Here is a 25,081-nt window from a genome sequence, read left to right on the forward strand (position 1 = left end):
TTGCCCGCAATATGTATGTACCGCACGTGCGCCGCCGCTCGCCGCTACCTTGCCCGGAACCGCCGCCCTTGGGCGCGCCCATCAGAGCAGGAGTTGCCCATGCCCGAAATCCCCTCGCCCAGCGCCGTTGATGTCGTGACTCAACTGGTGACCGGCCCTTCACTGCGAGAAGTTGCGTCGAAAACGCTGCGCCCCGCGCTCAGGACGCTGTATCCCGACCTCGATCTCGACCCGCAGCTGGCCATGGTCGTAAGACCGACCTGGGTCATTGAAGATGATCGGGTCGTCCCCGGTCGCCACCTGATCGAATCGCTGACCGACACCCTGGTACGCCTGGGCCTCTCCGGCACGACTGTGGCGTATCTCGACGGTGAGCATTATCTGACCTTGCAGCCCGACCTGCCGTCCGCCATCCAGCTGCCGGTGAAAATCAGCGCGATCGGTAAGCTGCTCAATGAGCTGGCACCGTTGCTGTTCATCGCCTACAAGGAACACCAGGTCAATTACTGGGATGATTTCACCTACCCAGGGCAGCCGCGCTGGCAGCAGATGTCACAAGCCCTGCGCAATTTGTGGAAGGTCGACGCGAACCCTGGCTGGGATGCCGACCAGCGAGCCATGGCCGAAGCGCTTTATAAATACCCGGACAAACACCAGCGACTGCCCACCGACAAATACAAGACCCGCGCCTGCCTGATTGATCTTGACCGTGGCGAGGGTGACGAGCAGAAGCATGTGACCCTGCTCGATACCGCGGTACTGATCGGCACCGATGACAAGCGCACCTTGATCATGACCCACTCGGTGCTGCAGGGCTTCGAGAGTTTTCAATCGCTGGAAAAACTCGGCGAAGCCCTGCCGCGTCGTTATTGGCAAGGTGCCTCCGGTGCCGGGTTGAAATGGCGACTGGTCGAACCACAGGGCCATTTCTTCGACTATCAAGCCTGCACACTGGTCGCCCTGGAAGCCGAGGCGCTGGGCGCGATCAATTATTTTCAGGGTTCGAGTTCCAGCGAGCTATATCCGCACACCGGGACTGTCGGCAATCCGCGAGAGCCGACACCGCGCCTCAAACCTCATATCGCTCGCCTGCGTCCGATGCTGCCAGAATGGCTCGACAGCGCCTCTCCCGCCGATCAAACCCGTTACAGCCGGCATCTGCTGGATCTGACGATGGTGCAGCACACGAACAAGGGAAAATCATTTCAAAGCGAGGTCATCAGCCTGCAAGCGTTCACCCGTGATGCCCTGAAACAACAGATAGCCAAGGATCAGCCGCAAGCCGGCGAGGTGAGGATCGATGACATCGAGATCAGCATCACCAGCCTGGTGGTCTGGGGCACATTTGTCTTTCCGGGTAACACGCAGACCAAGACGCTGTCGCTCATTGAACTCGCGCTGCAGAACCTCGCGGGGCAGCCAGCCGGCAACAAAACCGTACGTTACAAGGATGGCGGCGTGTTGCCTGAGTGGATGACCGCAAGCTACCTGCAACAACTGGTCAGCAGCGTCGATATCGGCCAGACCTACCCGGCGTACCTGCAAAACCTGCTGATTGACAACAATGAGCAGGCGTCGGCAGTGCAAGCACTTTATGCCAGCCAGTTGCCCATCGAGCTGCCGCTGCTGGCGTTACAGCACAAAATACAGGGCAAGACCGGCATCACTGAACAGGGTTACCGCTATGTGGTTGCCGCGCTGGCAAACACCGGCGATGAGCGTCATGTCGATCGCGATGAAATCGTCATTCGCCCGCTGGGGTTCGTGGCCCATCGCAGTCGATCACAGGCCGACATCGTCAACAACATGTTCGTCATCGGCCCGCGCGAGGCGGACAAAGGGCCGTGCCTGCTTTATCGACCACTGTTCGAAACGGCACTGATGCAATTTCCCTCACACGCCAACCTGTTTTACGAGATCCAGCACTCACAGGAGCTGCGCGAATCGGTCCTGGCCTGGTTGCCGGACGATGTGCGCTTCAAGTACAGCCAGTTCGTCTTCACCGCCCGATTGCCTTCAGTCTGGACTATCCCGCAATTGCTGGTGAACCCCTTCACCGCCCTCGACATGTCCGGCCCCGTTGCGCTGGCGACCGCAACGATTGAACACGATGTACTGGCGACCCTGCATAACAGCAACGTGCAGGCTGTCATCACCCAGGCCGATCGGCAATCGGTCTCTGATGCAGAAGCACGCTGGGCAACGCTCAAACACGGCGGCTGGATGCTGTTCAACGCGGCTTTGCCATTCCTCGGGCGCAGCGTCGGCACGGCAGCGTGGATCTGGCAGATCATGGACGACCTGCAAGAGATCAGCGACGTGGCCAATGAGCAATCCGGCAAGCTTGCCTGGACAGCCCTCACCGACATTCTCCTGGCCTTGGGCATGGTGCTCGCCCATCGCGCAGCGGTCGGCGACAAGCCATTCAGCGAGTCGATCCCGCAGGAAGAACCCACCGCCACCGTCACCACCGAACTCGTCGTCAGCAAACCGTTGCAGTTGCCGGACGTCTCCAGCACTGCACTGCCCATTGCGCATGAGATGGTGGTCAACCCCTTCACGGCGCTGAAACGATCCCCGGTCGCACTCGCAGCGCTGCTCGACAGTTTTCAGATCGCCAAACCCAAAGGTATCGGCGATGCCGCCACCGAGGGCACGCTCAGGCATCTTTATTCCCGCCAACAACAGTGGTTCGCTCCCGTAGGCCAGCGCTGGTTCGAAGTCATGCTCAATGAGCACGCCGAGGTGCAGATCATTGACTCGCGCCAGCAACCGCCGCGCAACGGGCCGCAACTGACCCGCACGGCCAACGGCCAATGGGTGGTCGACCTTCGCTTGCGCCTGCGAGGCGGCGGACTCGACAGCGCACTTGAGGCCGTTCAGGACGTGAGCAAAATGGACGCCAGGCAACTGACTGCCGAAATCAGTGCGTTCGACGTAACGATGAAAGCCAAGCAGACTCAGTGTGATGCTGACCACAAAGCCTTCAACGATGCGGTCGGGCAAGCACGAGGACCGGCACGCGAGCACTATCTGGCAACGCTAGACGCACAACTCAAGGCGTACGGCGCGAATATTGAACAGATCAAGGCGTTGAATCAGAAAGAGCCGATTCCGAACTACCGGACCGTCATGATTGAGCGACTGCAAATGCAGCTGTTTCTCGGGCAGGAATGGCTCGACCTGCATTCCGCCGTATTTCAGACTGACCTGAAGGCCATGCAGACAATGCTTGCCGATGAAGCCGGATTCATCGCGCAGGCGTTTGTTCAGACCTTTGAAAGAATGACCCTTCAGACCCAGGCCATCATTGAAAAAACAGAGTTGGCCAATAGCCGTTTTGACGAACTGACGTTGTTGGGAAAAGATGCCGTCAAAATTATTCCAACCTATCGCAAGGCATTGCCGAAATATGATCTGAACGACCTCAAGCTTTTGCAGATCAGTCTTGGCCAGGAGATCTGCATCAAGGCCGGTACGACAGCGGACGCCGCCAATGCCTATCAGGCACTCGCCAGTCTCGTCGAAGACGCCGCGTTGAGTATCCAGAGCACGCTGAATCTGACCGAGGATGAAAGCCTCGACAACCTGCGCGAACGCATCGATGTCCTGAGCAATGTGGCCGAACAGTTTTCCGCTATCGATCAGCGCTTTGGTGATCTGCTCATCGACTATCCCGAACAGATCAACACTGAGCGACTGCAGCATGTGCGTAAACGGGTAAACGGGTTCAGGGCGCGCACGGATGTAAAACTGGCCGAGTTGCTGCACTTCAAGCACTTGCTGGGACCGACATCGAAGCCTTCGAAGGCGAGATCATCAACGCGCCAGATCATCAAAACCCAATCCAGAGGCACAGTAGTCGGTAATCGAAAAAAACGCATCAAGGGGCAAAAATCCGACCTGGTGGAAGTACGAACCACCCTGACGGGCGTCATCGCCACATTCCAGGAAGAGTCGCCCGGTGTCTGGGTAGAACAGCGCACGGCAAAGACCCGCCAACCCAAGGCCCGTCCTTCCCTGAGTGCCAGCAGCCGTGCAGGCCAGGCGCTGATCGACGGCCTGGCTGCATTCCACCAACGTATCGAGGCTCACCTCAAACGAGGGCGGCGGATACCTGTCGAGGTCGAGGAGGAATACCACAAGCATGCCGCTGTCTTGCGCGAAGCCAATGCGGCGATTGATGAAGCATTGACCGCCAGTAATCTGACCGCAGACTTCAAAAAGCCGACCGAAGAAATCAGCCACAAGCTTGACGAGGCCGCTAACGCCCTTGACGAAAAAGGCACCAGCATTCGCATCGGACTGGTCAAACAACAACCGCCGACTGCGGCGGGGGTGCAGTGGCTCAAAGACAAGGGTGAAGTGACGATTTCCAAAACCATTACCCGTCGCCGGCTCAAAGGCCACTCGAGGGGTTTTCTCGACGAATACGAAGTACGCGATGCCCACATCGGCAAGGTGCTGTGTTACGCACACTTCCACTACAGCAGTGTCGACGCTCCCATCGCTTCGTTTACCGCCGGGCATATGAAAACAGTCGCGCAACGACACATCGGCGGTTCACACGAGCCGAGCGATCCCACCAGTTCGCAGCTCCTCGAAATCCATCGCAGCGAGATTTCACGACAGTCAGCCGAGCATCTGTTCTTCACGCCTGCCAAACCTGCCGCAAGCGCTTCAGTGCCGCTGTAATGTCAGGTTCAGGGACGGCGGCAAAGCCCAGGACCAGCCCGGCGCGCTGGTCCAGCGGTGTAGTGGAGTCCGGCAGCCAGTAACTGCTCAAGCCGTTGATCTCCACGTCAACGCCTGCTGCCTGCGCAATCAACTGCTGCTCGCGTTCGATGCTTGTTACGGCCACGGTCAGGTGCAGCCCGGCGGAAACGGCGGGCAAATCTCCAACACCGGCAATGGCGGTCGGCCAACCGTCGAGCAAGGTGTTGCGACGGCTAAGGGCGGCGCGGCGCATGCGCCGGATATGCCGCTGGAAGTGCCCGGCCGCCATGAACTCGGCCATCACCGCTTGGGTACTGACCTCGGAATGGCGGACATCCACCGCGCGGCGTTGCGAGAAGGCATCGACCAGCGCCGGCGGCAGCACCAGATAACCGAGGCGCAATGCCGGAAAGGCAACCTTGCCGAAAGTGCCGACATACAGCACTCGTCCCTGTCGATCAAGTGCCGCCAACGGCGCCAGCGGCGCACCGGTGTAGCGGTATTCGCCATCGTAGTCGTCCTCGACGATCCAGCCTTGGTCGCGCTCGGCCCAGGCGAGCAGTTCGAGGCGCCGCGCAAGACTCATCACCACGCCTGTCGGGTACTGATGAGAGGGCGTGACATACGCTACCCGACAGTCCCCGGTGGCCGACAACGCCGAGCAGTCCATGCCCTCCTCGTCCACGGCAATACCCTGCAAACGACCTCCTGCCACCGCGAACGCATGACCGGCCGCGCGGTAACCCGGATTCTCGATCGCCACACCGTCGCCCGGCTCCACCAGCAGCTGTGCACAAAGACTAATGCCTTGCTGTGCGCCGCTGGTGATCACAATTTGCTCAGGCGAGCACTGCATGCCGCGCGAACTGCGCAAATAGGCAGCGATCATTGCACGCAGGCGCGCATCGCCGGACGGATCGCCATAGCACAGTTGCTCCAGATCCGGTTTGCGCCAGAAAGCCGCATTCAGCTTGGCCCACACCTCGAACGGGAACAGATCAAACGCCGGTACACCGACCCGAAAGGCTCGTGGCGGACCACTCGGTGGCCGGGCCAAATGGTTCTTTTCGATGCGCGAAAAACTATCGCTGTGGATAACTTTACTGGATGAAATTACAGGTAAATCCAGCCAATTTGTGGATAAGGCTGTGGGTAAGCCTGTTGAAAACCCTGTGGATACTTTTGTGGATAATTTTTTCGCAGGGCTCGCTACCGGCATCAATTGTGCGACGTAGGTGCCATCGCCTACCCGCCCTTCGATAAAGCCTTCGGCATACAGTTGATCGTAGGCGCGCACCACGCTGTTGCGGGAAATCCCCAACGCCGCCGCCAGATCGCGACTGGCCGGCAACCGCGTGCCGCTCGCCAGTCGCCCGTCCAGTACCCGCAGGCGCAACGCCTGATACAGCTGACGACTCAAACCCTGGCGGCGATCAAGCTCGATCCCGGCAGGGTTGAACGGCATGGATAACAGCGGCGAATCGGGCATGGCAATGGACCTATGAAATTGGTCATCAATGGCTCTTACAACAGACCAATAGCCTGCCTAGGATGCTGGCATTCGCCAAGGAAAATCTGCCCATGTACACGCCACGCGCCTTTGCCATCGAAGAATTGTCCCAACTGCACGAACTGATTCTCGCCACCCGCCTCGCCATTCTGGTGAGCCATGGCGAAAGCGGCTTGCAGGCCAGCCATGTGCCGGTACTGCTGCATTGCGAACAGGGCGAGTACGGCACGCTCTACGGGCACCTGGCCCGCGCCAACCCACAGTGGAAAGACCTGCGCGACGGCGCCGAAGCCATGCTGATCTTCGCCGGCGCCGATGCCTACGTCAGCCCGGGCTTTTACCCGAGCAAGGCCGAACACGGCAAAGTCGTGCCGACCTGGAACTACATCGCCGTGCACGCTTATGGCCACGCCGAAACCTTCAGCGATGGCGGACGCCTGCTCGACATTGTCAGCACCCTCACCGACCGGCATGAGGCCGGCCGCGCCCAGCCGTGGTCAGTCGCCGACGCGCCCGCCGATTACATCGACGGCATGCTCAAGGCGATTGTCGGTTTCGCCATTCCCATCGACCGTCTCGAAGGCAAGCGCAAGCTCAGCCAGAACCGCAGCGCCGAAGACATTGCCGGCGTGCGCGAAGGTCTGGCGGCCAGCCCGGACATCAATGATCAAACCCTCGCCCGATTGATGCGCTAAGGAAATCCCCCATGAGTCAGATCGACATTCGCCCGGTCAGCGCCGACGACCACGCCGCCTGGCTGCCGCTATGGCAGGCCTACCTGCGTTTCTACAACACCGAACTGCCGGACGCTGTGACGCACAGCACCTGGCAGCGCTTTCTCGACCCGAACGAACCGACCCACGCCGCCCTCGCCTGGGCTGGCGGTAAAGCGGTAGGCATGGTGCATTACATCTATCATCGTTCGAACTGGAGCATCGAAAACTCCTGCTACCTGCAGGACTTGCTGGTGATCCCGGAGACCCGGAGCACCGGCGTCGGCCGCCGGTTGATCGAACACGTCTACGCCACCGCCAAGGCTGACGGCTGCTGCAAGGTTCATTGGTTGACCCACGAAACCAACGCCACCGCGATCCAGCTCTACGAGCGTATCGCCGAACGCCCGGGCTTCATCCAGTTTCGCCAAGCCCTTTAAGGAGACGCACGCATGATCGCTTCACTCGCTGACTGGAAAGGCGTCCCCGCCCCCACCGCCACCTTGCTTGAAGGGCGTTTTATCCGTCTGGAAAGACTCGACCCGGCGCGCCACGGTGACCAACTGTTCGCCGCACTCGAAGGCCCCGGTGCCGACCCGAAACTCTGGGATTATTTGCCCTACGGCCCGTTCCCGGAACGCAGCGTTTTCGACGCTTGGCTGAACAACCACGCGGCCGCCAGCGACCCGTATTTCTTCAGCGTCGTCGATCGCGCCAGCGGTCAGGTACAAGGCATCCTTAGCCTGATGTCGATTGTCCCGGCCCAGGGCCGTATCGAAATCGGCCACGTCACCTTCGGCGCGCCGATGCAGCGCTCGCCGAGAAGCACCGAAGCGGTGTACCTGTTGGCCAAATATTCCTTCGACCTCGGCTACCGCCGCCTCGAATGGAAATGCAATAACGGCAACGCCCGCTCCAAATACGCCGCCGAACGTCTGGGTTTCAGCTTCGAAGGGGTGTTCCGCCAGCACATGGTGGTCAAGGGCCAGAATCGTGATACCGCGTGGTACTCGATTCTGGATGGCGAGTGGCCGGCAATTGCGGCAGGTTTCGAGCGGTGGCTGTCGGATGAAAATCAGACGCCCGACGGGCAGGTGAAAGGTTTGGTCGAGTGCCGTTCCTGATTATCTGAAAAGCAAAAGATCGCAGCCTGCGGCAGCTCCTACACGGTGAATTTAAATCCCATGCAGGAGTGGCCGCAGGCTGCGATCTTTTGATCTGCGGCTACTCCAGTTTCTGCGCCAGCACCGCAATGTGCTCCGGCCCGATCCCGCAGCAACCGCCCAAATGGCTCGCACCGCGCTGCTGCCAGTCAATCGCCCAGTGCAAGTAACCCGGCGGATCCAGGTCATCGCGCAGCGGATCAAGTCCGTCATTGGCCGTAGCTTCTTTTGGCTGCGGCGGAAACGCATTGGCATAGGCACCAAGGTGAATTTTCGCCCCCAGACGCTCGAAGGTGTCACGCGCGGCATCAATCGCGGCACCGATCACTTCCGGCTGACTGCAATTGAACAACAACGTCTCGACGCCCAACTCAGCCGCCACCGCAGCCGCCTCGGCGACTGGCTCACCCGAGCGCAGGCGCGGCACTTCATCGGTGTCTTCGTCCTTCAAGGTGAACGACAACCAGAACGGTTTGCCATCCTTCGGCAACCCGGCGTGAATGGCACGCGCCTCGATGATCGAGCTCTGGGTTTCCGCCAGCCACAGATCAACGTGCGGGGCCAGACCATTGACCAACGGCGCCAGCAACTCGGTCACTCGTGCGGCCTCGAACAGATCCGGACGATATGAGCCGAACAGCGGCGGCAATGAGCCGGCCACCCGCACGGATTTCCCCGAGGCCTGCACCGCACGTCGCGCCAGCTCACCGGCCAACGCGGCCAGCGCCTGCCCTTCTGCGGCGAAACGCTCTTCGCCAATATGGAACGGCACCACGGCATAACTGTTGGTGGTAATCACATTGGCGCCACTGGCGATATAAGCGGCATGCACCCCCTCAACCGCTTGCGGCGCCTCGCTCAACGCCAGCGCCGACCACTCCGGCTGACGAAATGGCGCCCCGGCGCGCTGCAACTCACGGCCCATGCCGCCATCGAGAATAATCGTGCTTCCTGCGCCCATATGCTTTTCACTCATATGCTTATGAAAATAACTCACTATCAGAGTCGTTCTTATAACTATTTAATACGCACCATTCCGTTAAAAACAACCTCTTTTTTACCCAGGGATCGACTGTGAAATTTAAACCGCTACTGGCCCTGGGCCTGACGATTCTGGCCGCTTCCACTCAAGCCTTTGCTGGCGCCACGCTGGATCGTATCGAGCAGAAAAAAGAACTGGTCGGCGTGCTGATGGAAAGCTATCCACCGTTCTCGTTTCTCAATGACCAGAATCAGCTTGATGGCTTCGATGTGGACGTCGCTAAGGCCGTGGCTGACAAGTTGGGCGTGAAGTTGCGACTGGAAACACCGTCCTGGGACGTCATTGCCGCCGGCCGCTGGAGCGGGCGTTACGATATCTGCATCTGCTCGATGACACCGAGCAAGGCCCGCGCCGAAGTGTTCGATTTCCCGGTCGAGTACTACGCCTCGCCCGCAGTGATCGTAGTCAACGCCAAGGATGATCGGATTCACGCTGCCAAGGATCTGAGTGGCAAAAAAGTCGGCCTCACCAGCGCGTCCAGTTACGAAAGTTATCTGAACAAGAACCTGGTCATCGAAGGTGCCGAAGACAAGCAGTTGCAGTACCCGTTCGAAGATGTGCAGATCGCGCCGTACGACACCGACAACGTTGCCTTCCAGGATTTGGGCCTGGGCGCCGGCGTGCGTCTGGATGCAATCCTCACCAACCTCGTCACCGCGCAGCCACGCCTGAACGAAGACAAACGCTTCAAACTGGCCGGCGCGCCGCTGTATTCGGAACCGAACTCGGTGGCCATCGAAAAAGGTGACGCGCAATGGGATGCCAAAGTGCGCGAGGTGTTCGCGCAACTGAAACAGGACGGCACCCTGAGCAAGCTGTCGCAAAAATGGATCGGTGCTGATATCAGCCAATGACTTCTTTCCCGACACCTCCACAGCCACCACAACCGGTGGCTGAATCACGCCTGCAACGCCTGTTCGGTTTTCGTACGCGGCTGTACCTGACATGGGCGGCGCTGTTCTGCCTGTTCGCCGGGTTCTTCCTGAGCTTCGACCTGAAGTTCTCGATCATCCTCGACAAACTGCCCAACCTGGTCGGTTTGCACCTGGCGCCCAACGGCTTTCTGCAAGGCGCGGCGCTGACGCTTTTCCTGTGTATGTGCTCGATTGTCGCCTCGTCCCTGCTGGGCTTCATCACGGCATTGGCGCGCCTGTCGAAAAGCGCCGTGGCGTTCGGTATCGCCAGCTTCTACACCTCGTTCTTTCGCGGCACGCCACTGCTCATTCAGATCCTGTTGATCTACCTCGGCTTGCCACAACTGGGCATCGTGCCTGGCGCCATCGTCGCGGGCATCATTGCCCTGTCGTTGAACTACGGCGCCTATCTCAGCGAAATCTTTCGTGCCGGCATTCTCGGCGTCGACCACGGCCAGCGCGAAGCTTCGCTGGCATTGGGGATGCGCGAGACGGTGATTTTCTGGCGCATCACCCTGCCGCAAGCCATGCGCACGATCATCCCGCCCACCACCAACCAGTTCATCTCGATGCTCAAGGACTCGTCGCTGATCTCGGTGATGGGGGTCTGGGAAGTGATGTTTCTCGCCCAGTCATACGGACGCTCAAGCTACCGCTATATCGAAATGCTGACGACGGCGGCGATCATTTACTGGCTGATGTCGATTGGCCTGGAGTTGATTCAGGCACGCATGGAGCGGCATTACGGCAAGGCTTACGTGCGTCGCGATCAGTGACTCATCACCTCAAAGACATCATTCTGTAAAAACCCTTCGCTATACAGGACGGCCCGCTTATAACAAAAAGGCCGTCCGACCATGCCGTTCCCGCCCCAGCGTCTGTCTCTCGCCATTGCCCTGTTGATCACCGCCACGGCAGCCCACGGCAAAACCGTGCAGATCGACACCGCCACCACGGCAGCGCAAACGCTGGGAGGCAGCGATACGCTGACGATTTCCGCACCGGGCAGCATCACCAACAGCGGCAAGGCCGTGAGCCTGAAAGACAAGACCAGTGGTGCGGGTGTGGTGATCGATAACGCCGGCAAAATCGTGTCCAGCGGTGGCCGGGCCATCGACAGCAGCGGCGGGCAGATTCTCGGCGCCAACGACGCCTTGCGCATCGACAGCAACTTCGTCAGCGGCAGCCTGTTAATCGACAACAGCGGTGTGATTCGCTCCACTACCGGCCAAGGCCTGGATCTGGATGCGCTGCGCAGCGACGGGGTGAAAACCACCATCATCAACCGTGCCGGCGGGCTGATTCGCGGCGACGCCAGCGACGGCATGAAGACCGGGGCCAACGCGACTATTACCAACTACGGCGAGATTTCCACCGGTGATTCGCACAATGCCGACGAGAAATTCGACGGCATCGATATCGATTCCGCAGGCGGTGTCAGCGTGACTAACTACGGAGTGATTTCCGGCGGCCGGCATGGCATCACTACTGACCTTGGCGCGACGCTGATCAACTACGGGCAGGTCACTGGCCGCAATGGCTCCGGCTTCGGTTCCGACGGCGATGGCACGGTGATTAACCACGGCACCATCACTGGCGCTTACTCAGGCTTGCAAGCGAACGGTGACGGCGATGGCGTGGACATCGACAAGATCGCCCACATCGAAAACTACGGGACCATTCAGGGCGTCGGTGCAGGTGGTGTCGACAAGGGCGGTTTCGCCAACGGCAGCGAAGGTATTGCCCTCGGTGGTGGCTACATACTCAACGCCAGCAACGCGTTGATCAGCGGTGCCGACAGCGCCATTCTGGTGGACGATGGCAGCGGCGGTTCGGGGCTGGCGGCGACCACCCTGGAAAACTTCGGCACCATCCAAGGCCTCAACGGTTTTGGCGTGAAGTTCGTCGGTGAGTTCGCCGACAACGTCATCAACGGCGGCACGATCAGCGGCAGCAATGGCCTGGCGCTGGATCTGGGCAGCGGCAACGACAGCCTGACCTTGCGCAATGGCAGTCGCTTTGTCGGCGTGGTGGATGGCGGCAGCGGTTACGACCGCGTGGTGATGGAGGACGCGGCCGGTGGCAGCTTCGGCGCCAGTCGCAACTTCGAATGGCTGGAGGTCAAGCAAGGCGCGTGGACGCTGTCGGGCAGTGGCGATTTCAGCGACGGCGGCGCGGTGCGCAACGGCGCCACCCTGATCAACCAAGGCAGCATCACTGGCAACCTGACCGTCGACGCTGGCGGTGTGTATGCCGGTGGCGGTTCGGTGGGCAATCTCAACGTCAACGGCACGCTACGCACGGACACCGGACTCGGCCGCGCCACCATCGTTCACGACTTGAACATGGGCAGCGCCGGCACCCTCGCCTACGGCGTCAATGCCGACGGCAGCAGCGCGCCGGTACAGGTCGGCGGCATCGCCAACCTCAACGGTGCAACGCTCGCCGTCAATCCCGGCAGCGGCACCTATCCCTGGCAGAGCCACTACACCGTGCTGCAAGCGGCGCAGGTCAACGGCACCTTCGGCAAGGTCAGCAGCGACTACGCATTCCTGACGCCGACTCTCGCCTACACGCCCACGCAAGTCGATCTGACCTACACCCGCAATGATGTGGCGTTCAATGAGTTCGCCACGACTGGCAACGGCAAAAACGCCGCCAACAGCCTCGCCTCAATCGGCAAAGACAACGCCTTGTACAACGCCTTGCTCAATACCAGCCAAAGCAGCGCCGGCGCGGCGATCGAGCAACTGGCCGGTGCCAGCAATGCCAACCTGACCAGCGCCACCCTCGGCGCCAGCAGTCAGGTCGGCAGCAGCATGCTCTCGGCGATGCAGCAAATGGGCGCCAGCCCGGGACTGATGGTCGGTCTCGATCAGCGCGACACCCCCGTGCTGGCAGCCAATGGCGTGCCGTCCGAAGCACGCAACCTGAATGACCCGAACGCTCGCGGGCGGCTCTGGCTGCAAGGCATCGGCGGCTACGGCAAGCTCGATGGCGAACATGGCAGCAGTGGTCTGGAACAACGCACCAAGGGCAGCGTGCTGGGTGCCGACTGGTCGCTGAATCCAGCATGGCGGCTGGGCGTACTCGGTGGCTATTCGAAAACCGATCTGGACGCGACCGGCGTCGACGGCAACGTCGAGAGCTGGCACGCCGGCGTCTACGCGCTGCACCAGAACGGCCCGATCGCTTTGCGCCTCGGCGCGGCGTACAGCGGCCATCAGGGCGAAAGCAAACGCACCATCGCCTTCAATGGTTTCAGCGACCGCCCGAAAGGCGACTACGACGCCGATAGCCAGCAAGCCTTCGCCGAACTCGGCTATGCCATGGGCAGCGGCCGCCTCAGCGCCGAACCATTCGCCAGCCTCGGTTATCAGCGCTACCACCGCGACAGCTATAAGGAAAAAGGTGGCGCCGCCGCGCTGCAAGTCGACAGCCAGACCCAGGACAACTTCAGCAGCACCTTCGGCCTGCGCCTGGCGCACCTGAGCAGCCTGGACAACGGCATGAGCGTGACCCCGCGCATGGCCGCTGGCTGGAAACACACCTATGGCGATGTCAGCAGCTCGACTCGTCAGGCGTTTGTGACTGGCGGCACGGCGTTCAGTGTCGATGGCAGCTCGCTGGATCGCGACAGCCTGGTGCTGGAGGCCGGTCTGGATGTGGGGATCTCGGCGCGGCACACGCTGGGTGTGGGATACAGCGGTGAGATCGGCAGCAACAGCCGCAATCACGGTTTGATCGGGCAGTGGCAGATGAGCTTTTGAGGGTTGAACAGCCGGCGGGGTCTTGAATGGTTGTAGGAAAAGGGAACGCTGCAACCGAGTAAAAATCCTGGTTGCGGATCTCGCGGTCATTTTCTACAAAACGATGCGATGTCGCCTGCAAGCCTGCGGGAAGCAGCCGACATCGAATTTTTCAGTGCATCAATAGAGTTGGGTCTCCTGCTAACCGAGGCTCGACTCAATGACCATTCGACACACGTTCAAACCAAAACATCTGGCTTTGGCCATTTCGCTGGCGCTGGGTTGCGTAGCGGTTGCCAACGCTCAGCAACCCTCTGAAGTCGCTGATTCAACCGCAGTAGCGGATGTCACTGAATTGTCCGAAACCAGCCCTAAAAAAATGGCGCTTGAACGACTGAAGGGATTTCTCACCGACCCAAGTACGGTGCCCATCGCATTTAAAACCCCTAAAGAAACGTTTAAAGGTACCGCTGTAAACGATCTGATCACGCTCACGGACGGCGCAAGCTTTACCGGCCTGCTGGATGGTGGCGGGGGAGATAACGTCCTGTTCCTGGATGCAGCGGCAGGCGGCGAGCTGAAAGACACACGTAATTTCAACGGCCTGTTCCTCAGCCGGGGCGATTGGGCGCTGAGTTCCAAGGGAGACTTCAAGGAGGGCGTGCTGGTCAACAGCGGTACCACGTTGACCAACCTGGGGAGCATTAAGGGCGACGTGTATGTCGAGAGCGGTGGCAGCTTTGCCGGTAAAGGTGTGGTGGGAAGCCTGGAGGTCGCCGGCCTGCTCACCGTCAATGAGGTGCTAGGCAGCCCGCGCGTGAAAGGCGACTTGCGCTTGTCCCCGACCGCCGAACTGGCTTACGAGGTCACCCCCGGTGGCAGTCAAACGATCAAGGTTGATGGCACCGCCAAGCTGGAAGGCGCCACCCTGAAAGTCGTTGCGGGTCCGGGAGAATATCCGCAAAGCAGACAGTACAAAATCCTCGAAGCGGGCAAGGTAGAAGGCGAATTCGGTACGGTCGTTAGCGACCTCGCCTTCATGACAGCCACTGCGCAATACAACAAAAAGTCCGTCGGGCTGACTTACGCCCGTAACGGTAAGCCGCTTTCGAGCGCTGCCACGACAGCCAACACTCGTGCCGCTGCCGAGGCCATTGTCGATCCAACAGCACCTGCGCCATCAGTGACAACAACGCCATTGACGGCGTCTGCACCAGCTCCAATTTCTGTTCCTGTCCCGACTTCAGCGCCGACTCCCACTGCAGAGTCCGTCCCATCGCCAATGCCGGACGAACCTCTTACTGCGCAAGTTAACGAGACCGCCGAACCGCCCGCACCTGCGCCTATAAAACCTGCAAACGCAGCAGTCGCCGCGCTTCTGACCAGCGACAAAACCACCGCACCGGTCGCCCTCGAACAACTCGCCGCCGGCAGCAATGCAAACCTCGCCAAAGCCACGCTGAGCAGCATCACTCCCGTAAGCGCGAGCATGCTTTCGGCCATGCAGCAACTGAACAGCCGTTACGGTTCTGCCTACAGTTCCGGCAACTCGCCGCGTCAGGCCGCCGGCGCTGCCGATTCCGGGCGCGTGTGGATTCAGGCGCTTGGCCATGGTGGCAAAGTCGACCGCAACTTCGACAACACCCTCAAACACGCTACCCAAGGCCTGGTCATGGGCGCCGACTGGCGGCTCAACGAGCAATGGCATGTCGGCCTGGTCGGCGGTAAATCGCAGACCAGACTCGATGCCCGGCAATACGATGGCGACCTCGACAGCTGGCACCTCGGTGCCTACGCCGCACGTCAGGACGGCCCCTTCTCGCTGCGTCTCGGGGCGACCTACGCCAGTCATGACGGCGCCAGCAAACGTCGCGTGGCCTTCAACGGCTTCAGCGATCGCCTCAAGGGCAATTACGACGCCAACACCCAACAAGCCTTTGCCGAACTGGCGGTCAACATCGGCCGGCACAACGCGACGCTCGAACCGTTCGCCAGCGTCGGCTATCAGCGCTATCAACGCGACAGCTACCGTGAAAACGGCGGGGATGCGGCGCTGAAAGTCTTCGGACAAACCCGCGACAACCTCAGCAGTACCTTTGGCCTGCGCACGGCGAAAATCAATCGGCTGGACAACGGCATGACGCTGACACCGCGATTCAGTGCCGGCTGGAAACACACCTTTGGCGAGATCGAAAGCGACACCCGCCAGCAACTGGTCAAGGGTGGCAAACGCTTTGAAATTGCCGGTGCCGCGCTGGATCGCAACAGCCTGTCGGTGGATGCCGGCCTCGATCTCGGGCTGTCTGCCAATCACACGGTCGGTGTGGGTCTCACGGGTGAAATGGCCACTGACAGCCGCACTCATGGCGTAATGGGCCAATGGCGCATGGCGTTCTGACGGATTGAACATCGTCACTGTGGGAGCGAGCCTGCTCGCGAATGCGATCGGTCAGTTGAATAAATATCGACTGACACTCCTCTTCGCGAGCAGGCTCGCTCCCACATAGGCCTCATGTGATGCAGACAAATTCCGGATGAAAAAAAGGGGAGCACATGCCCCCCCGAGGTTTAAAACGTTGGATCGCGGCCGTTATCTCAGCCTTCGATCTCGATCAGAATTTCACCCGGATTGACCCGATCACCCTTGGCCACATGAATGGCGGTTACCTTGCCGGCAATCGCTGCCTGGACTTCGGTTTCCATCTTCATCGCTTCGGTGATCAGCACAGCCTGGCCGGCCTTGACGGTATCGCCCTCCTTGACCAGCACATCGACGATGTTGCCCGGCATGGTGGTGCTGACGTGACCCGGTGCCGACGCCTGCTTGCGTTTGCTGCTGCCTCCGCTGACAAATTCGTTGAGCGGTTCGAACACCACTTCTTCCGGCATGCCGTCGATGGACAGGTAGAAGTGACGCTTGCCTTCAGCTTTGACGCCGACACCGGTGATGTCGACGCGGTAAGTTTCGCCGTGAACGTCGATGACGAACTCGGTCGGCACGCCTTCGCCGCCCGCCTTGGTCACACCGCCCGCTTCCGGAATCGGCAGCAGTACTTCAGGGGTGAGGGTGCCGGCGGCACGCTCTTCGAGGAACTTGCGGCCGATGTCCGGGAACATCGCAAAGGTCAGCACGTCTTCTTCGGACTTGGCCAAGGCGCCGATGTCTGCACGCAGCTTGGTCATTTCCGGCTTGAGCAGATCGGCCGGACGCACGTCGATGACTTCTTCGCTGCCGATCGCCTGGCGACGCAGCTTCTCGTTGACCACGCCCGGCGCCTTGCCGTAACCGCCTTGCAGGTACAGCTTCACTTCGTTGGTGATGGTCTTGTAGCGCTCGCCGGCCAGCACGTTGAAGAACGCCTGGGTGCCGACGATCTGCGAAGTCGGGGTCACCAGCGGCGGGAAGCCGAGGTCTTCACGCACGCGTGGGATTTCCGCCAGCACTTCGGCCATGCGGTTAAGGGCGCCCTGCTCTTTCAACTGATTGGCGAGGTTGGAGATCATCCCGCCCGGCACCTGGTTGACCTGCACACGGGTGTCGACGGCGGTGAATTCGCTTTCGAACTGGTGGTACTTCTTGCGTACGGCGTAGAAATACAGACCGATCTCTTGCAGCAGTTCGAGGTTCAGGCCGGTGTCGTACTCGGTGCCCTTGAGTGCAGCGACCATCGACTCAGTGCCTGGGTGGCTGGTGCCCGAAGCGAAGCTGGAGATCGCGGTGTCGATATGATCGGCGCCGTTTTCGATCGCCTTGAGCTGGCACATGGTCGCCAGACCGGCAGTGTCGTGGGAGTGGATGAACACCGGCAGTGATTGCTCGGCCTTCAACGCGCGAACCAGTTCACCGGTGGCGTACGGGGTCAACAATCCAGCCATGTCCTTGATCGCTACCGAGTCGCAACCCATGGCTTCCATCTGCTTGGCCTGCGTGACGAACGCATCGATGGTGTGCACCGGGCTGGTGGTGTAAGCGATGGTGCCTTGCGCATGTTTGCCGGCAGCCTTCACCGCCTCGATCGCCACGCGCAGGTTACGCACGTCGTTCATCGCATCGAAGATGCGGAACACGTCGATGCCGTTGACCGCAGCTTTGGCGACGAAGGCTTTGACCACGTCGTCGCTGTAGTGGCGGTAGCCCAGCAGGTTCTGCCCGCGCAGAAGCATTTGCAGGCGCGTGTTAGGCAGCGCCGCGCGCAGTTGGCGCAGACGCTCCCACGGGTCTTCTTTCAGAAACCGTACGCAGGCGTCGAACGTCGCGCCGCCCCAGCATTCCAGCGACCAGTAGCCGACTTTGTCGAGCTTGTCGCAAATCGGCAGCATGTCTTCGGTGCGCATGCGAGTGGCGAGCAGCGATTGGTGAGCGTCGCGCAGGATGGTATCGGTGACAAAGATCTTCTTGGACATTGTTGTATTCCTCACAGGCCTGCGTGGGCGGCGATGGCGGCGGCGATGGCCAGGGCCAGCTCTTCGGGTTTGCGCTTGATCGAGTAGTTGGTCAGTTCAGGGTGACTTTCAACGAAGCTGGTATTGAACTGGCCGCTACGGAATTCCGGGTTGCGCAGGATTTCCTGGTAGTACGCGGCGGTGGTCTTCACACCTTGCAGACGCATGTCGTCGAGGGCGCGCAGGCCACGGTCCATCGCCTCTTCCCAGGTCAGCGCCCAGACCACAAGCTTCAGGCACATCGAATCGTAGAACGGCGGAATGGTGTAGCCGGTATAGATCGCTGTGTCGGTGCGCACACCCGGTCCGCCGGGGGCGTAATAACGGGTGATCTTGCCGAAGCTCGGCAGAAAGTTGTTCTTCGGGTCTTCGGCGTTGATGCGGAACTGCAACGCGAAACCCCGGTGCTGAATGTCTTCCTGCTTCACCGACAACGGCAGGCCGGAGGCGATGCGAATCTGTTCGCGGACGATGTCGATCCCGGTGATTTCTTCGGTGATGGTGTGCTCCACCTGCACCCGGGTATTCATCTCCATGAAGTACACCTCGCCCTCGGCGAGCAGGAACTCCACGGTACCGGCGTTCTCGTAACCGACAGCCTTGGCCGCACGCACCGACAGGTCGCCGATGTAGGCGCGCTGTTCCGGGGTCAGTTGCGGGCTCGGGGCGATTTCGATGAGCTTCTGGTTACGGCGCTGGATCGAGCAGTCCCGCTCGAACAGATGCACGACGTTGCCGAAGCTGTCACCGAGAATCTGCGCTTCGATGTGCTTGGGGTTAACGATGCATTTTTCCAGAAACACTTCCGCCGAACCGAAGGCCTTGGTCGCTTCGGAAATCACCCGAGGGAAATTCTGTTCGAGTTCTTCGCGGCTGTTGCAGCGACGGATACCGCGACCGCCACCACCGGAAGTGGCTTTGAGCATCACCGGGTAACCGATGCGGTCGCCCTCGGCCAAGGCTTCTTCGATGTCGGCGACGTTACCTTCGGTGCCCGGCGTCACCGGTACACCGGCCTTGATCATGCTGCGCCGGGCTTCGGTCTTGTCGCCCATGCGGCGAATGACTTCCGCCGACGGGCCAATGAATTTGATGCCGCGCTCGGCGCAGATGTCTGCCAGCTCGGCATTTTCCGAAAGGAAACCGTAACCGGGGTGCAACGCATCGCAGCCGGTTTCAACCGCCAGGTTCACCAGCTTGCGCGGGTTCAGGTAACCGGCCAGTGGCTCGGCACCGATGCTGTGGGCCTCGTCCGCGCGCTTCACATGCAGCGCATGGCGGTCGGCGTCGGAAAAAATCGCAACCGAGCGAATGCCCATTTCGGCGCAGGCTCGCACGATTCGTACGGCAATCTCACCACGGTTGGCGATCAGGATCTTTGTTATCACTTGGAGGTTCCCTTGAGCCGGTGGCACCACGACCTGCTAGACCCAGGTCGACGCGTGACCAAATGTTTCAATTCAGTCGCAGGTCCACACTAGCGCTCATGAGGGATTAACAAAAATGAATAAAAATTGGGCTAGCCATAAGTAAAGACTTATAGTTGAACGATCAGCCTGCCGACAGAGCCTATAAGAAATGCGTAAGTCATTGATGCGTATGACATTGCGTCAGTTGCAGATCTTCAACGAAGTGTGTGATTTACGCTCTTACAGCCGCGCAGCCGAGGAAATGTCGCTCACGCAACCGGCCGTCAGCCTACAGATTCGTCAGCTCGAAGAGCTGATCGGGCAGCCATTATTCGATTACGTCGGCAAAAAACTCTACATGACCGAGGCCGCCGAAGCACTTCAGCGTGCCAGCCGGGACATCTTCGGGCGTCTGGAAAACCTCGATATGCAACTGTCCGACATGCAGGGTTCGCTGCAGGGCCAATTGAAACTGGCGGTGGAATCCAGCGCCAAATACTTCGTGCCGCACCTGTTCGCCGCGTTCAAGCGTCAGCACCCGGAAGTGAATCTGCAACTGACCGTGGTCAACCGTGGCCAGGTGATTCGCAGGCTGTCCGACAACCGCGACGATCTGGTGATCATGTCGATGGTGCCGCAGGACATGGGTCTGGAATTCCTGCCGTTCCTCAACAACCCGATTGTTGCCGTGGCGCGCCCGGATCACCCGCTGGCACACATGGGCCCGCTGCGGTTGCAGGATCTGGAACCCTACACGCTGCTGATCCGCGAGCCCGGCTCGGGCACACGACTGGCCTGCGAAGAGTACTTCAAAGAGAAACGCGTGCACTTCACCCAGACTCAGGAAGTGGCCTCGGCCGAAGCTCAGCGTGAATGTGTTCAGGCGGGTCTGGGCCTGGCGCTGTTGACGCGCCACGCCCTGAACCTGGAACTGGCGACCGGCGGGCTCGTCGAGCTGCCGGTCGAGGAATTGCCGCTATTCCGTAGCTGGTGTCTGGTGCAAGCCAAAGCCAAACGCTTGTCACCGGTGGCGCACGCCTTCCTGGCGTTTATCCGTAGCGAGCGCGTGCAGATCAGCGCGCTGGTTGAGCGCTTCGACGGGAAGCTGCGGGTGCTGCCTGCCAGTGAGTGATCTCGGGAAAGTCGCCGATTTCGGCTTGAAGCTGACGGAGTTCGAAGCGATCTTCGATAGCGCGGCGAAACTCCATGCGGCGCTGGTCTTCCTGCTGACGACGGGTTTTCGCGGCGCTGTTGCGTTCTTCGTAGGGCTGAGCCATTTCGAGTCTCCCAAGGCGATTACGGGAGTTTCACGATAGGCGGCGAGGATGACGGTTTGGCTGCGCGGGGATGACAGTGCGATGAAACTTGCGCAGGGTTGTGGTGTTTTTGAGGACGCCTTCGCGAGCAGGCTCGCTCCCACATTTGATCTCGGTATGACACAGAATCTGTGTTCACAGGAAATCCCCTGTGGGAGCGAGCCTGCTCGCGATTAAGGTCGGAACGACCTTAGATGACTTCAGTCATCCAGCGCTTTCACGGCTTTCGGCGACAAGCGCAAGCTGCGCAGACTGCGCTTCACGCTCTTCAGGTGATTGACCAGACTCGGCCCACGCGCCATCGCCACGCCCATCGCCAGCACGTCAATCACTACCAGGTGAGCAATACGCGAAGTCAGCGGCGTATAGATTTCGGTGTCTTCGTGCACATCGATTGCCAGATTGACGGTCGACAGCTCAGCCAGCGGCGTCTGGCTAGGGCACAGAGTAATCAGCGAAGCGCCGCTCTCACGCACCAGATTGGCGGTAATCAGCAGATCCTTGGAACGCCCGGACTGCGAAATACAGATCGCCACATCGGTCGGTTTCAACGTCACCGCCGACATCGCCTGCATGTGCGGATCGGAATACGCCGCTGCAGTCAGCAGCAAACGGAAGAACTTGTGTTGCGCATCCGCCGCCACTGCACCCGAGGCGCCGAAGCCGTAGAACTCGACGCGCTGCGCCTGCGACATCAGTGTCACCGCACGCTGCAACTCAACCGGATCGAGCTTCTCGCGAACCTCCATCAAGGTGTGCAACGTGGTGTCGAAGATCTTCAGGCTGTAGTCGGCGACCGAGTCGTCTTCATGGATTGCGAACTGGCCGAAGCTGGCACCGGCCGCGAGGCTTTGCGCTAACTTCAGTTTGAGATCCTGAAAACCGGAGCAACCAATGGCGCGACAGAAGCGCACGATGGTCGGCTCGCTGATGCCAACGCTGTGGGCCAGGTCGGCCATGGAACTGTGCATCACCGCCGCAGGGTCAAGCAGCACGTGGTCGGCGACCTTGAGCTCCGACTTGCGTAACAGGTGACGTGACTGGGCGATGTGTTGCAGCAGATTCAAGGGGCTGGACTCTTCTTATGGGCAAGGATGTAGCACGCTTGTAGTTATACTACATGAATTGGCTTTTTGCCTGCTCAATGCGTAACTCCATGTCCCCATATCAGGCGCGATGGGGTGTATGTAGCCCTTAAAACGGTTTTTCCTGTTCGCGCAAAAGCCCGGCCAGACCGCTCGCCTCCACCGGCCGGCTGATCAGATAACCCTGCACTTCATCGCAACGCTCGGCGCGTAGAAACTCCAGCTGCTCCTGGCGCTCGACACCTTCGGCGACCACTTTCAGTGACAGCCCATGGGCCATGGCAATGATCGCGCGAGTGATCGCCGCATCTTCACTGCCCTCCTCCAAACCGCGAATGAATGCCTGATCGATCTTCACGTAATCCACCGGAATGCGCTTGAGGTAACTCAGCGACGAATACCCGGTGCCAAAATCATCGATGGCCAGTTTCACCCCCAGATCGCGCAGTTGCTGGAAGGTCGCGATGATGTGCTCGACGCTGTCGAGCAACTGGCTCTCGGTCAGTTCCAGTTCGAGGTAGTGCGACGCCAGGCCAGTTTCCTCTAGCACCTGCCGCACCAGACTGACCAGTTTGCCCTGACGCAGTTGATGCACCGACAGGTTCACCGAAACACGAATCGGCTCCAGCCCCTGACGCTGCCATTCGCAGGCCTGCCAGCACGCCTGACGCAGGACGAATTCGCCGATCGGCCCGATCAGACCGGTTTCCTCGGCCAGCCCGATGAAGTCCCCCGGCGGCACCTGGCCCATGGTTGGATGATCCCAGCGCACCAGTGCCTCTGCCGCATTCAAACGCCCGGTTTGCAGGCACAGCTTCGGTTGATAGAACACTTTCAGCTGCTTGTCTTCGATGGCCTTGCGCAGATGGTTTTCCAGCTGCAAGCGCTCAAGGGTGCTGGCCTGCAGGCTGTCGGTGTAGAACTGGAAGTTGTTCCCGCCCAGATGCTTGGCATGTTGCATGGCCATGTTCGACTGGCTGACCAGTGCGGAGATTTCCCGGGCGTTGTCCGGCAGCATGCTGATGCCCATCGAGGCGCTGACCACCAGCTCATGCCCTTCGACCGTCAGTGGCAGGCGCAACTTGCTCGACAGGCGCGTGGCGACCCGGGCCAGACTTGAGAGATTGCCGTAGGCATCGAACAGTACGGCGAACTCGTCACCGGACAAGCGGGCGATGGTATCCGCTTCCGGTAAGGCGTTGACCAGCCGACGCGCCATTTTCTGCAGTAACTGGTCAGCAATCTCATGGCCGAGACTGTCGTTGAGCAATTTGAAGCGATCCAGATTGATGTGCAGCAACGCCAGACTGCGTCGGCCCTGACGCGAACGTTGATGCGCTTCATGCAAGCGCTCGCGGAACAGCGAGCGGTTGGCCAACCCGGTGAGCTCGTCGTAATGGGTCAGATAGCGCATGCGCTCTTCGGATTCGCGGCGTGCTGACAGATCGGCGAAGAAGCCGACGATATGGCTGACATTTCCCCGACCATCACGCACTGCATTCAGTTGCAGCCACTGCGGATACAGCTCGCCATTCTTGCGCGTCTCCACCAGTTCGCCCTGCCAACTGCCGTGCTGCTCCAAGGCATGACGTATCGCCACGTAATGACGGCGGGCGTCGCGGCTGCACGGCAGCTCGACGACGTTGCGCCCGAGCATGTCCTCGATGTCGTAACCGGTAACCCGGCTGAACGCCTGATTGATCGCGATCAGCGCATAGTTCGGGTCGAGAATCACGATGCCTTCACTGGCCGCTTCGAATACGGTCGCCGCCAGGCGCTGCTGCTCTTCGAGGCTTTTGCTGGCGCTGATGTCGCGGCGGGTGCCGACCATGCGGATCACCCGGCCGCTGTCGCTGCGCTCTACAGCGCGGCCACGGTCTTCGATCCACACCCAATGGCCATCGCCGTGACGTACGCGGTATTCGATCTGATAGTCCTCAGTGCGCCCCTTCAAGTGCTCAATCAACGCGTATTTCAGCGTCGGCACATCGTCTGGATGCAGACGCGGCTTGAGGTCGCGCAACAGTGCCGTGACGTATTCCGGAGCGAGGCCGAACAGTTCCTGAATCTGCGTGTGGTGGACTTCGTCGGTTTGCAGGTTCCAGTCCCACAGCCCCAGCTCACTGGCCTTCAACGCCAGCGCCAGCCGCGCTTCGCTTTTGCGAAGGGCCTGATTGGCCGCGTCCAGTTCAAGGCTGCGCTGGGCAACGCGGTCTTCAAGTTCGACCTGCGCTTCACGCAATTTGCCCTCGGCGCAGCGGCGCTGGTCGATTTCTTTGGCCAGTTCCTGATTGAGCTGTTCGCTGCGCGACTGGGTCTGTTGCAGGTGCTCGATCAGATGCTGATTCTGGAAGCGCCGCAGCAAGCCCCGATCAATCAGCCGATTGACCTGCCACGCGACCACGCTCAGCGAACCGAGCAGGATCAGACCGAGCCAACCCCAACCGCGCGCCTGCTCGTCACCGCCCCAGAACAGATAACCGATCGCCGGCAACAGGCAGGGCAAGGTAAACGACAGAAACGCCGGCAGGCTCACCGCGTAGGCGACGCTAGCCGAGAGGGTTGCGGCGCCGATCAGGCCGAATACCCAGGCCTGCTGAATGAAGTTGTCGGCGGGCACCAGGGCGATGCCGGCACCGGCCAGGGTCAGACCGGTCATGGTCGACCCGAGCAGAAACATCCGCCGCCAGATCGGTTGCGCCTGACGATCAGGGATCGCCGAATCGAACGCCGCCACCTGAATCACCCGCAACGCCACCAGTGACAGCAACCACACCAGCCAGACGCTGACCACGAAATAGCGCTGCGGGCTCCAGAGCAAAGCGGCGCAGACCAGACCATTGATCAACATGAACAGCGTGGGCAACAACGAGCCCTGATACAGCAGACGCGTGCGCTCGACCGCCATCTCGACGGCATAGTGCTTGCGGATAACCCGGGGATCCACGGAGGGGCCCGACAGTTCGGAGCTGAGGGTCATGGGCAACGTTCTTGTTCTTATAAGGAGGGCGTGCGCCCGAA

The 25,081-nt window shown here is 60.3% G+C and carries 16 protein-coding genes; 9 read left to right on the plus strand and 7 right to left on the minus strand.

The annotated features are described in order from the left end of the window. Positions 1–99: 99 nt before the first annotated feature. Positions 100–4,695, plus strand: a complete 4,596-nt coding sequence (locus AB4N74_RS23490; protein WP_460097359.1) for a dermonecrotic toxin domain-containing protein — start codon at positions 100–102, stop codon at positions 4,693–4,695. On the opposite strand, the gene pdxR is transcribed toward AB4N74_RS23490, so the two are convergent. Further along, entirely contained in the window at positions 4,652–6,205 is a 1,554-nt protein-coding gene (gene pdxR, locus AB4N74_RS23495; RefSeq protein ID WP_460097360.1) for a MocR-like pyridoxine biosynthesis transcription factor PdxR, read from the minus strand. The two genes, AB4N74_RS23490 and pdxR, sit on opposite strands and share 44 nt — an antisense overlap. 92 nt (positions 6,206–6,297) lie before the next feature. Here pdxR and AB4N74_RS23500 point away from each other — a divergent pair, with 92 nt between their 5' ends. The 3 genes from AB4N74_RS23500 to AB4N74_RS23510 are packed head-to-tail and all read left to right on the plus strand — an operon-like array spanning position 6,298 to position 8,063. Next, positions 6,298–6,921 carry an FMN-binding negative transcriptional regulator gene (locus AB4N74_RS23500; protein WP_093429613.1) on the plus strand — a complete coding sequence of 208 codons (624 nt, stop codon included), beginning with the start codon at positions 6,298–6,300 and terminating at the stop codon, positions 6,919–6,921. 11 nt (positions 6,922–6,932) lie between these two features. Beyond that, positions 6,933–7,379, plus strand: coding sequence for a GNAT family N-acetyltransferase (locus AB4N74_RS23505; protein ID WP_257356628.1), 447 nt, complete (start codon positions 6,933–6,935; stop codon positions 7,377–7,379). Between the two features lie 12 nt (positions 7,380–7,391). Further along, positions 7,392–8,063 (plus strand): GNAT family N-acetyltransferase, encoded by a 672-nt coding sequence (locus AB4N74_RS23510; protein WP_093429611.1) that lies wholly within the window; start codon positions 7,392–7,394, stop codon positions 8,061–8,063. Between the two features lie 100 nt (positions 8,064–8,163). Here the strand turns inward: AB4N74_RS23510 and AB4N74_RS23515 are convergent, their stop codons facing one another. Continuing rightward, positions 8,164–9,063 carry a homocysteine S-methyltransferase family protein gene (locus AB4N74_RS23515; protein WP_093429610.1) on the minus strand — a complete coding sequence of 300 codons (900 nt, stop codon included), beginning with the start codon at positions 9,061–9,063 and terminating at the stop codon, positions 8,164–8,166. Between the two features lie 113 nt (positions 9,064–9,176). On the opposite strand from AB4N74_RS23515, the gene AB4N74_RS23520 reads away from it, so the two are divergent. The 4 genes from AB4N74_RS23520 (at position 9,177) to AB4N74_RS23535 (ending at position 16,205) form a co-directional block, all read left to right on the plus strand. Beyond that, positions 9,177–9,998: an ABC transporter substrate-binding protein gene (locus tag AB4N74_RS23520; RefSeq protein ID WP_099757552.1), complete on the plus strand. Its 822-nt coding sequence runs from the start codon at positions 9,177–9,179 to the stop codon at positions 9,996–9,998. After that, on the plus strand, positions 9,995–10,834 hold the full coding sequence (locus tag AB4N74_RS23525; protein ID WP_099757553.1) for an amino acid ABC transporter permease: 840 nt from the start codon (positions 9,995–9,997) through the stop codon (positions 10,832–10,834). Before AB4N74_RS23520 ends, AB4N74_RS23525 begins: the two co-directional genes overlap by 4 nt. 81 nt (positions 10,835–10,915) lie before the next feature. Beyond that, on the plus strand, positions 10,916–13,828 hold the full coding sequence (locus AB4N74_RS23530; RefSeq protein WP_460097364.1) for an autotransporter outer membrane beta-barrel domain-containing protein: 2,913 nt from the start codon (positions 10,916–10,918) through the stop codon (positions 13,826–13,828). Between the two features lie 199 nt (positions 13,829–14,027). Further along, a complete protein-coding gene (locus tag AB4N74_RS23535; RefSeq protein WP_257356631.1) occupies positions 14,028–16,205 on the plus strand; it encodes an autotransporter domain-containing protein in 2,178 nt (725 codons plus the stop codon). Between the two features lie 197 nt (positions 16,206–16,402). Here AB4N74_RS23535 and oadA read toward each other — a convergent pair whose 3' ends face one another. Next, positions 16,403–18,211: a sodium-extruding oxaloacetate decarboxylase subunit alpha gene (gene oadA, locus AB4N74_RS23540; RefSeq protein ID WP_093429605.1), complete on the minus strand. Its 1,809-nt coding sequence runs from the start codon at positions 18,209–18,211 to the stop codon at positions 16,403–16,405. 11 nt (positions 18,212–18,222) lie between these two features. Beyond that, a complete protein-coding gene (locus AB4N74_RS23545) occupies positions 18,223–19,638 on the minus strand; it encodes an acetyl-CoA carboxylase biotin carboxylase subunit (RefSeq protein WP_025112637.1) in 1,416 nt (471 codons plus the stop codon). A 190-nt stretch (positions 19,639–19,828) separates the two neighbouring features. Between AB4N74_RS23545 and AB4N74_RS23550 the strand changes: the two genes are divergently transcribed. Then, entirely contained in the window at positions 19,829–20,791 is a 963-nt protein-coding gene (locus AB4N74_RS23550; RefSeq protein ID WP_122592934.1) for a LysR family transcriptional regulator, read from the plus strand. Here AB4N74_RS23550 and AB4N74_RS23555 read toward each other — a convergent pair. From AB4N74_RS23555 to AB4N74_RS23565, 3 genes are all read right to left on the minus strand, one after another. After that, positions 20,733–20,936 carry a PA3496 family putative envelope integrity protein gene (locus AB4N74_RS23555; RefSeq protein WP_008078845.1) on the minus strand — a complete coding sequence of 68 codons (204 nt, stop codon included), beginning with the start codon at positions 20,934–20,936 and terminating at the stop codon, positions 20,733–20,735. The two genes, AB4N74_RS23550 and AB4N74_RS23555, sit on opposite strands and share 59 nt — an antisense overlap. Before the next feature lie 239 nt (positions 20,937–21,175). Beyond that, positions 21,176–22,042, minus strand: a complete 867-nt coding sequence (gene hexR, locus AB4N74_RS23560) for a transcriptional regulator HexR (RefSeq protein ID WP_007962240.1) — start codon at positions 22,040–22,042, stop codon at positions 21,176–21,178. 127 nt (positions 22,043–22,169) lie between these two features. Next, a complete protein-coding gene (locus AB4N74_RS23565) occupies positions 22,170–25,040 on the minus strand; it encodes a putative bifunctional diguanylate cyclase/phosphodiesterase (protein WP_460097367.1) in 2,871 nt (956 codons plus the stop codon). Between the last annotated feature and the right edge of the window lie 41 nt (positions 25,041–25,081).

Source organism: Pseudomonas sp. H3_C08 (genome assembly GCF_054669455.1).

Excerpts from the sequence above, each read along its gene's own strand:
- AB4N74_RS23565 (WP_460097367.1), bottom strand. The coding sequence starts at position 25,040 with ATGACCCTCAGCTCCGAACTGTCGGGCCCCTCCGTGGATCCCCGGGTT.
- AB4N74_RS23510 (WP_093429611.1), top strand. The coding sequence starts at position 7,392 with ATGATCGCTTCACTCGCTGACTGGAAAGGCGTCCCCGCCCCCACCGCC.
- AB4N74_RS23525 (WP_099757553.1), top strand. The coding sequence starts at position 9,995 with ATGACTTCTTTCCCGACACCTCCACAGCCACCACAACCGGTGGCTGAA.
- AB4N74_RS23555 (WP_008078845.1), bottom strand. The coding sequence starts at position 20,936 with ATGGCTCAGCCCTACGAAGAACGCAACAGCGCCGCGAAAACCCGTCGT.
- AB4N74_RS23550 (WP_122592934.1), top strand. The coding sequence starts at position 19,829 with ATGCGTAAGTCATTGATGCGTATGACATTGCGTCAGTTGCAGATCTTC.
- AB4N74_RS23490 (WP_460097359.1), top strand. The coding sequence starts at position 100 with ATGCCCGAAATCCCCTCGCCCAGCGCCGTTGATGTCGTGACTCAACTG.
- AB4N74_RS23530 (WP_460097364.1), top strand. The coding sequence starts at position 10,916 with ATGCCGTTCCCGCCCCAGCGTCTGTCTCTCGCCATTGCCCTGTTGATC.
- AB4N74_RS23505 (WP_257356628.1), top strand. The coding sequence starts at position 6,933 with ATGAGTCAGATCGACATTCGCCCGGTCAGCGCCGACGACCACGCCGCC.
- pdxR (WP_460097360.1), bottom strand. The coding sequence starts at position 6,205 with ATGCCCGATTCGCCGCTGTTATCCATGCCGTTCAACCCTGCCGGGATC.
- AB4N74_RS23500 (WP_093429613.1), top strand. The coding sequence starts at position 6,298 with ATGTACACGCCACGCGCCTTTGCCATCGAAGAATTGTCCCAACTGCAC.
- AB4N74_RS23535 (WP_257356631.1), top strand. The coding sequence starts at position 14,028 with ATGACCATTCGACACACGTTCAAACCAAAACATCTGGCTTTGGCCATT.
- oadA (WP_093429605.1), bottom strand. The coding sequence starts at position 18,211 with ATGTCCAAGAAGATCTTTGTCACCGATACCATCCTGCGCGACGCTCAC.
- AB4N74_RS23515 (WP_093429610.1), bottom strand. The coding sequence starts at position 9,063 with ATGGGCGCAGGAAGCACGATTATTCTCGATGGCGGCATGGGCCGTGAG.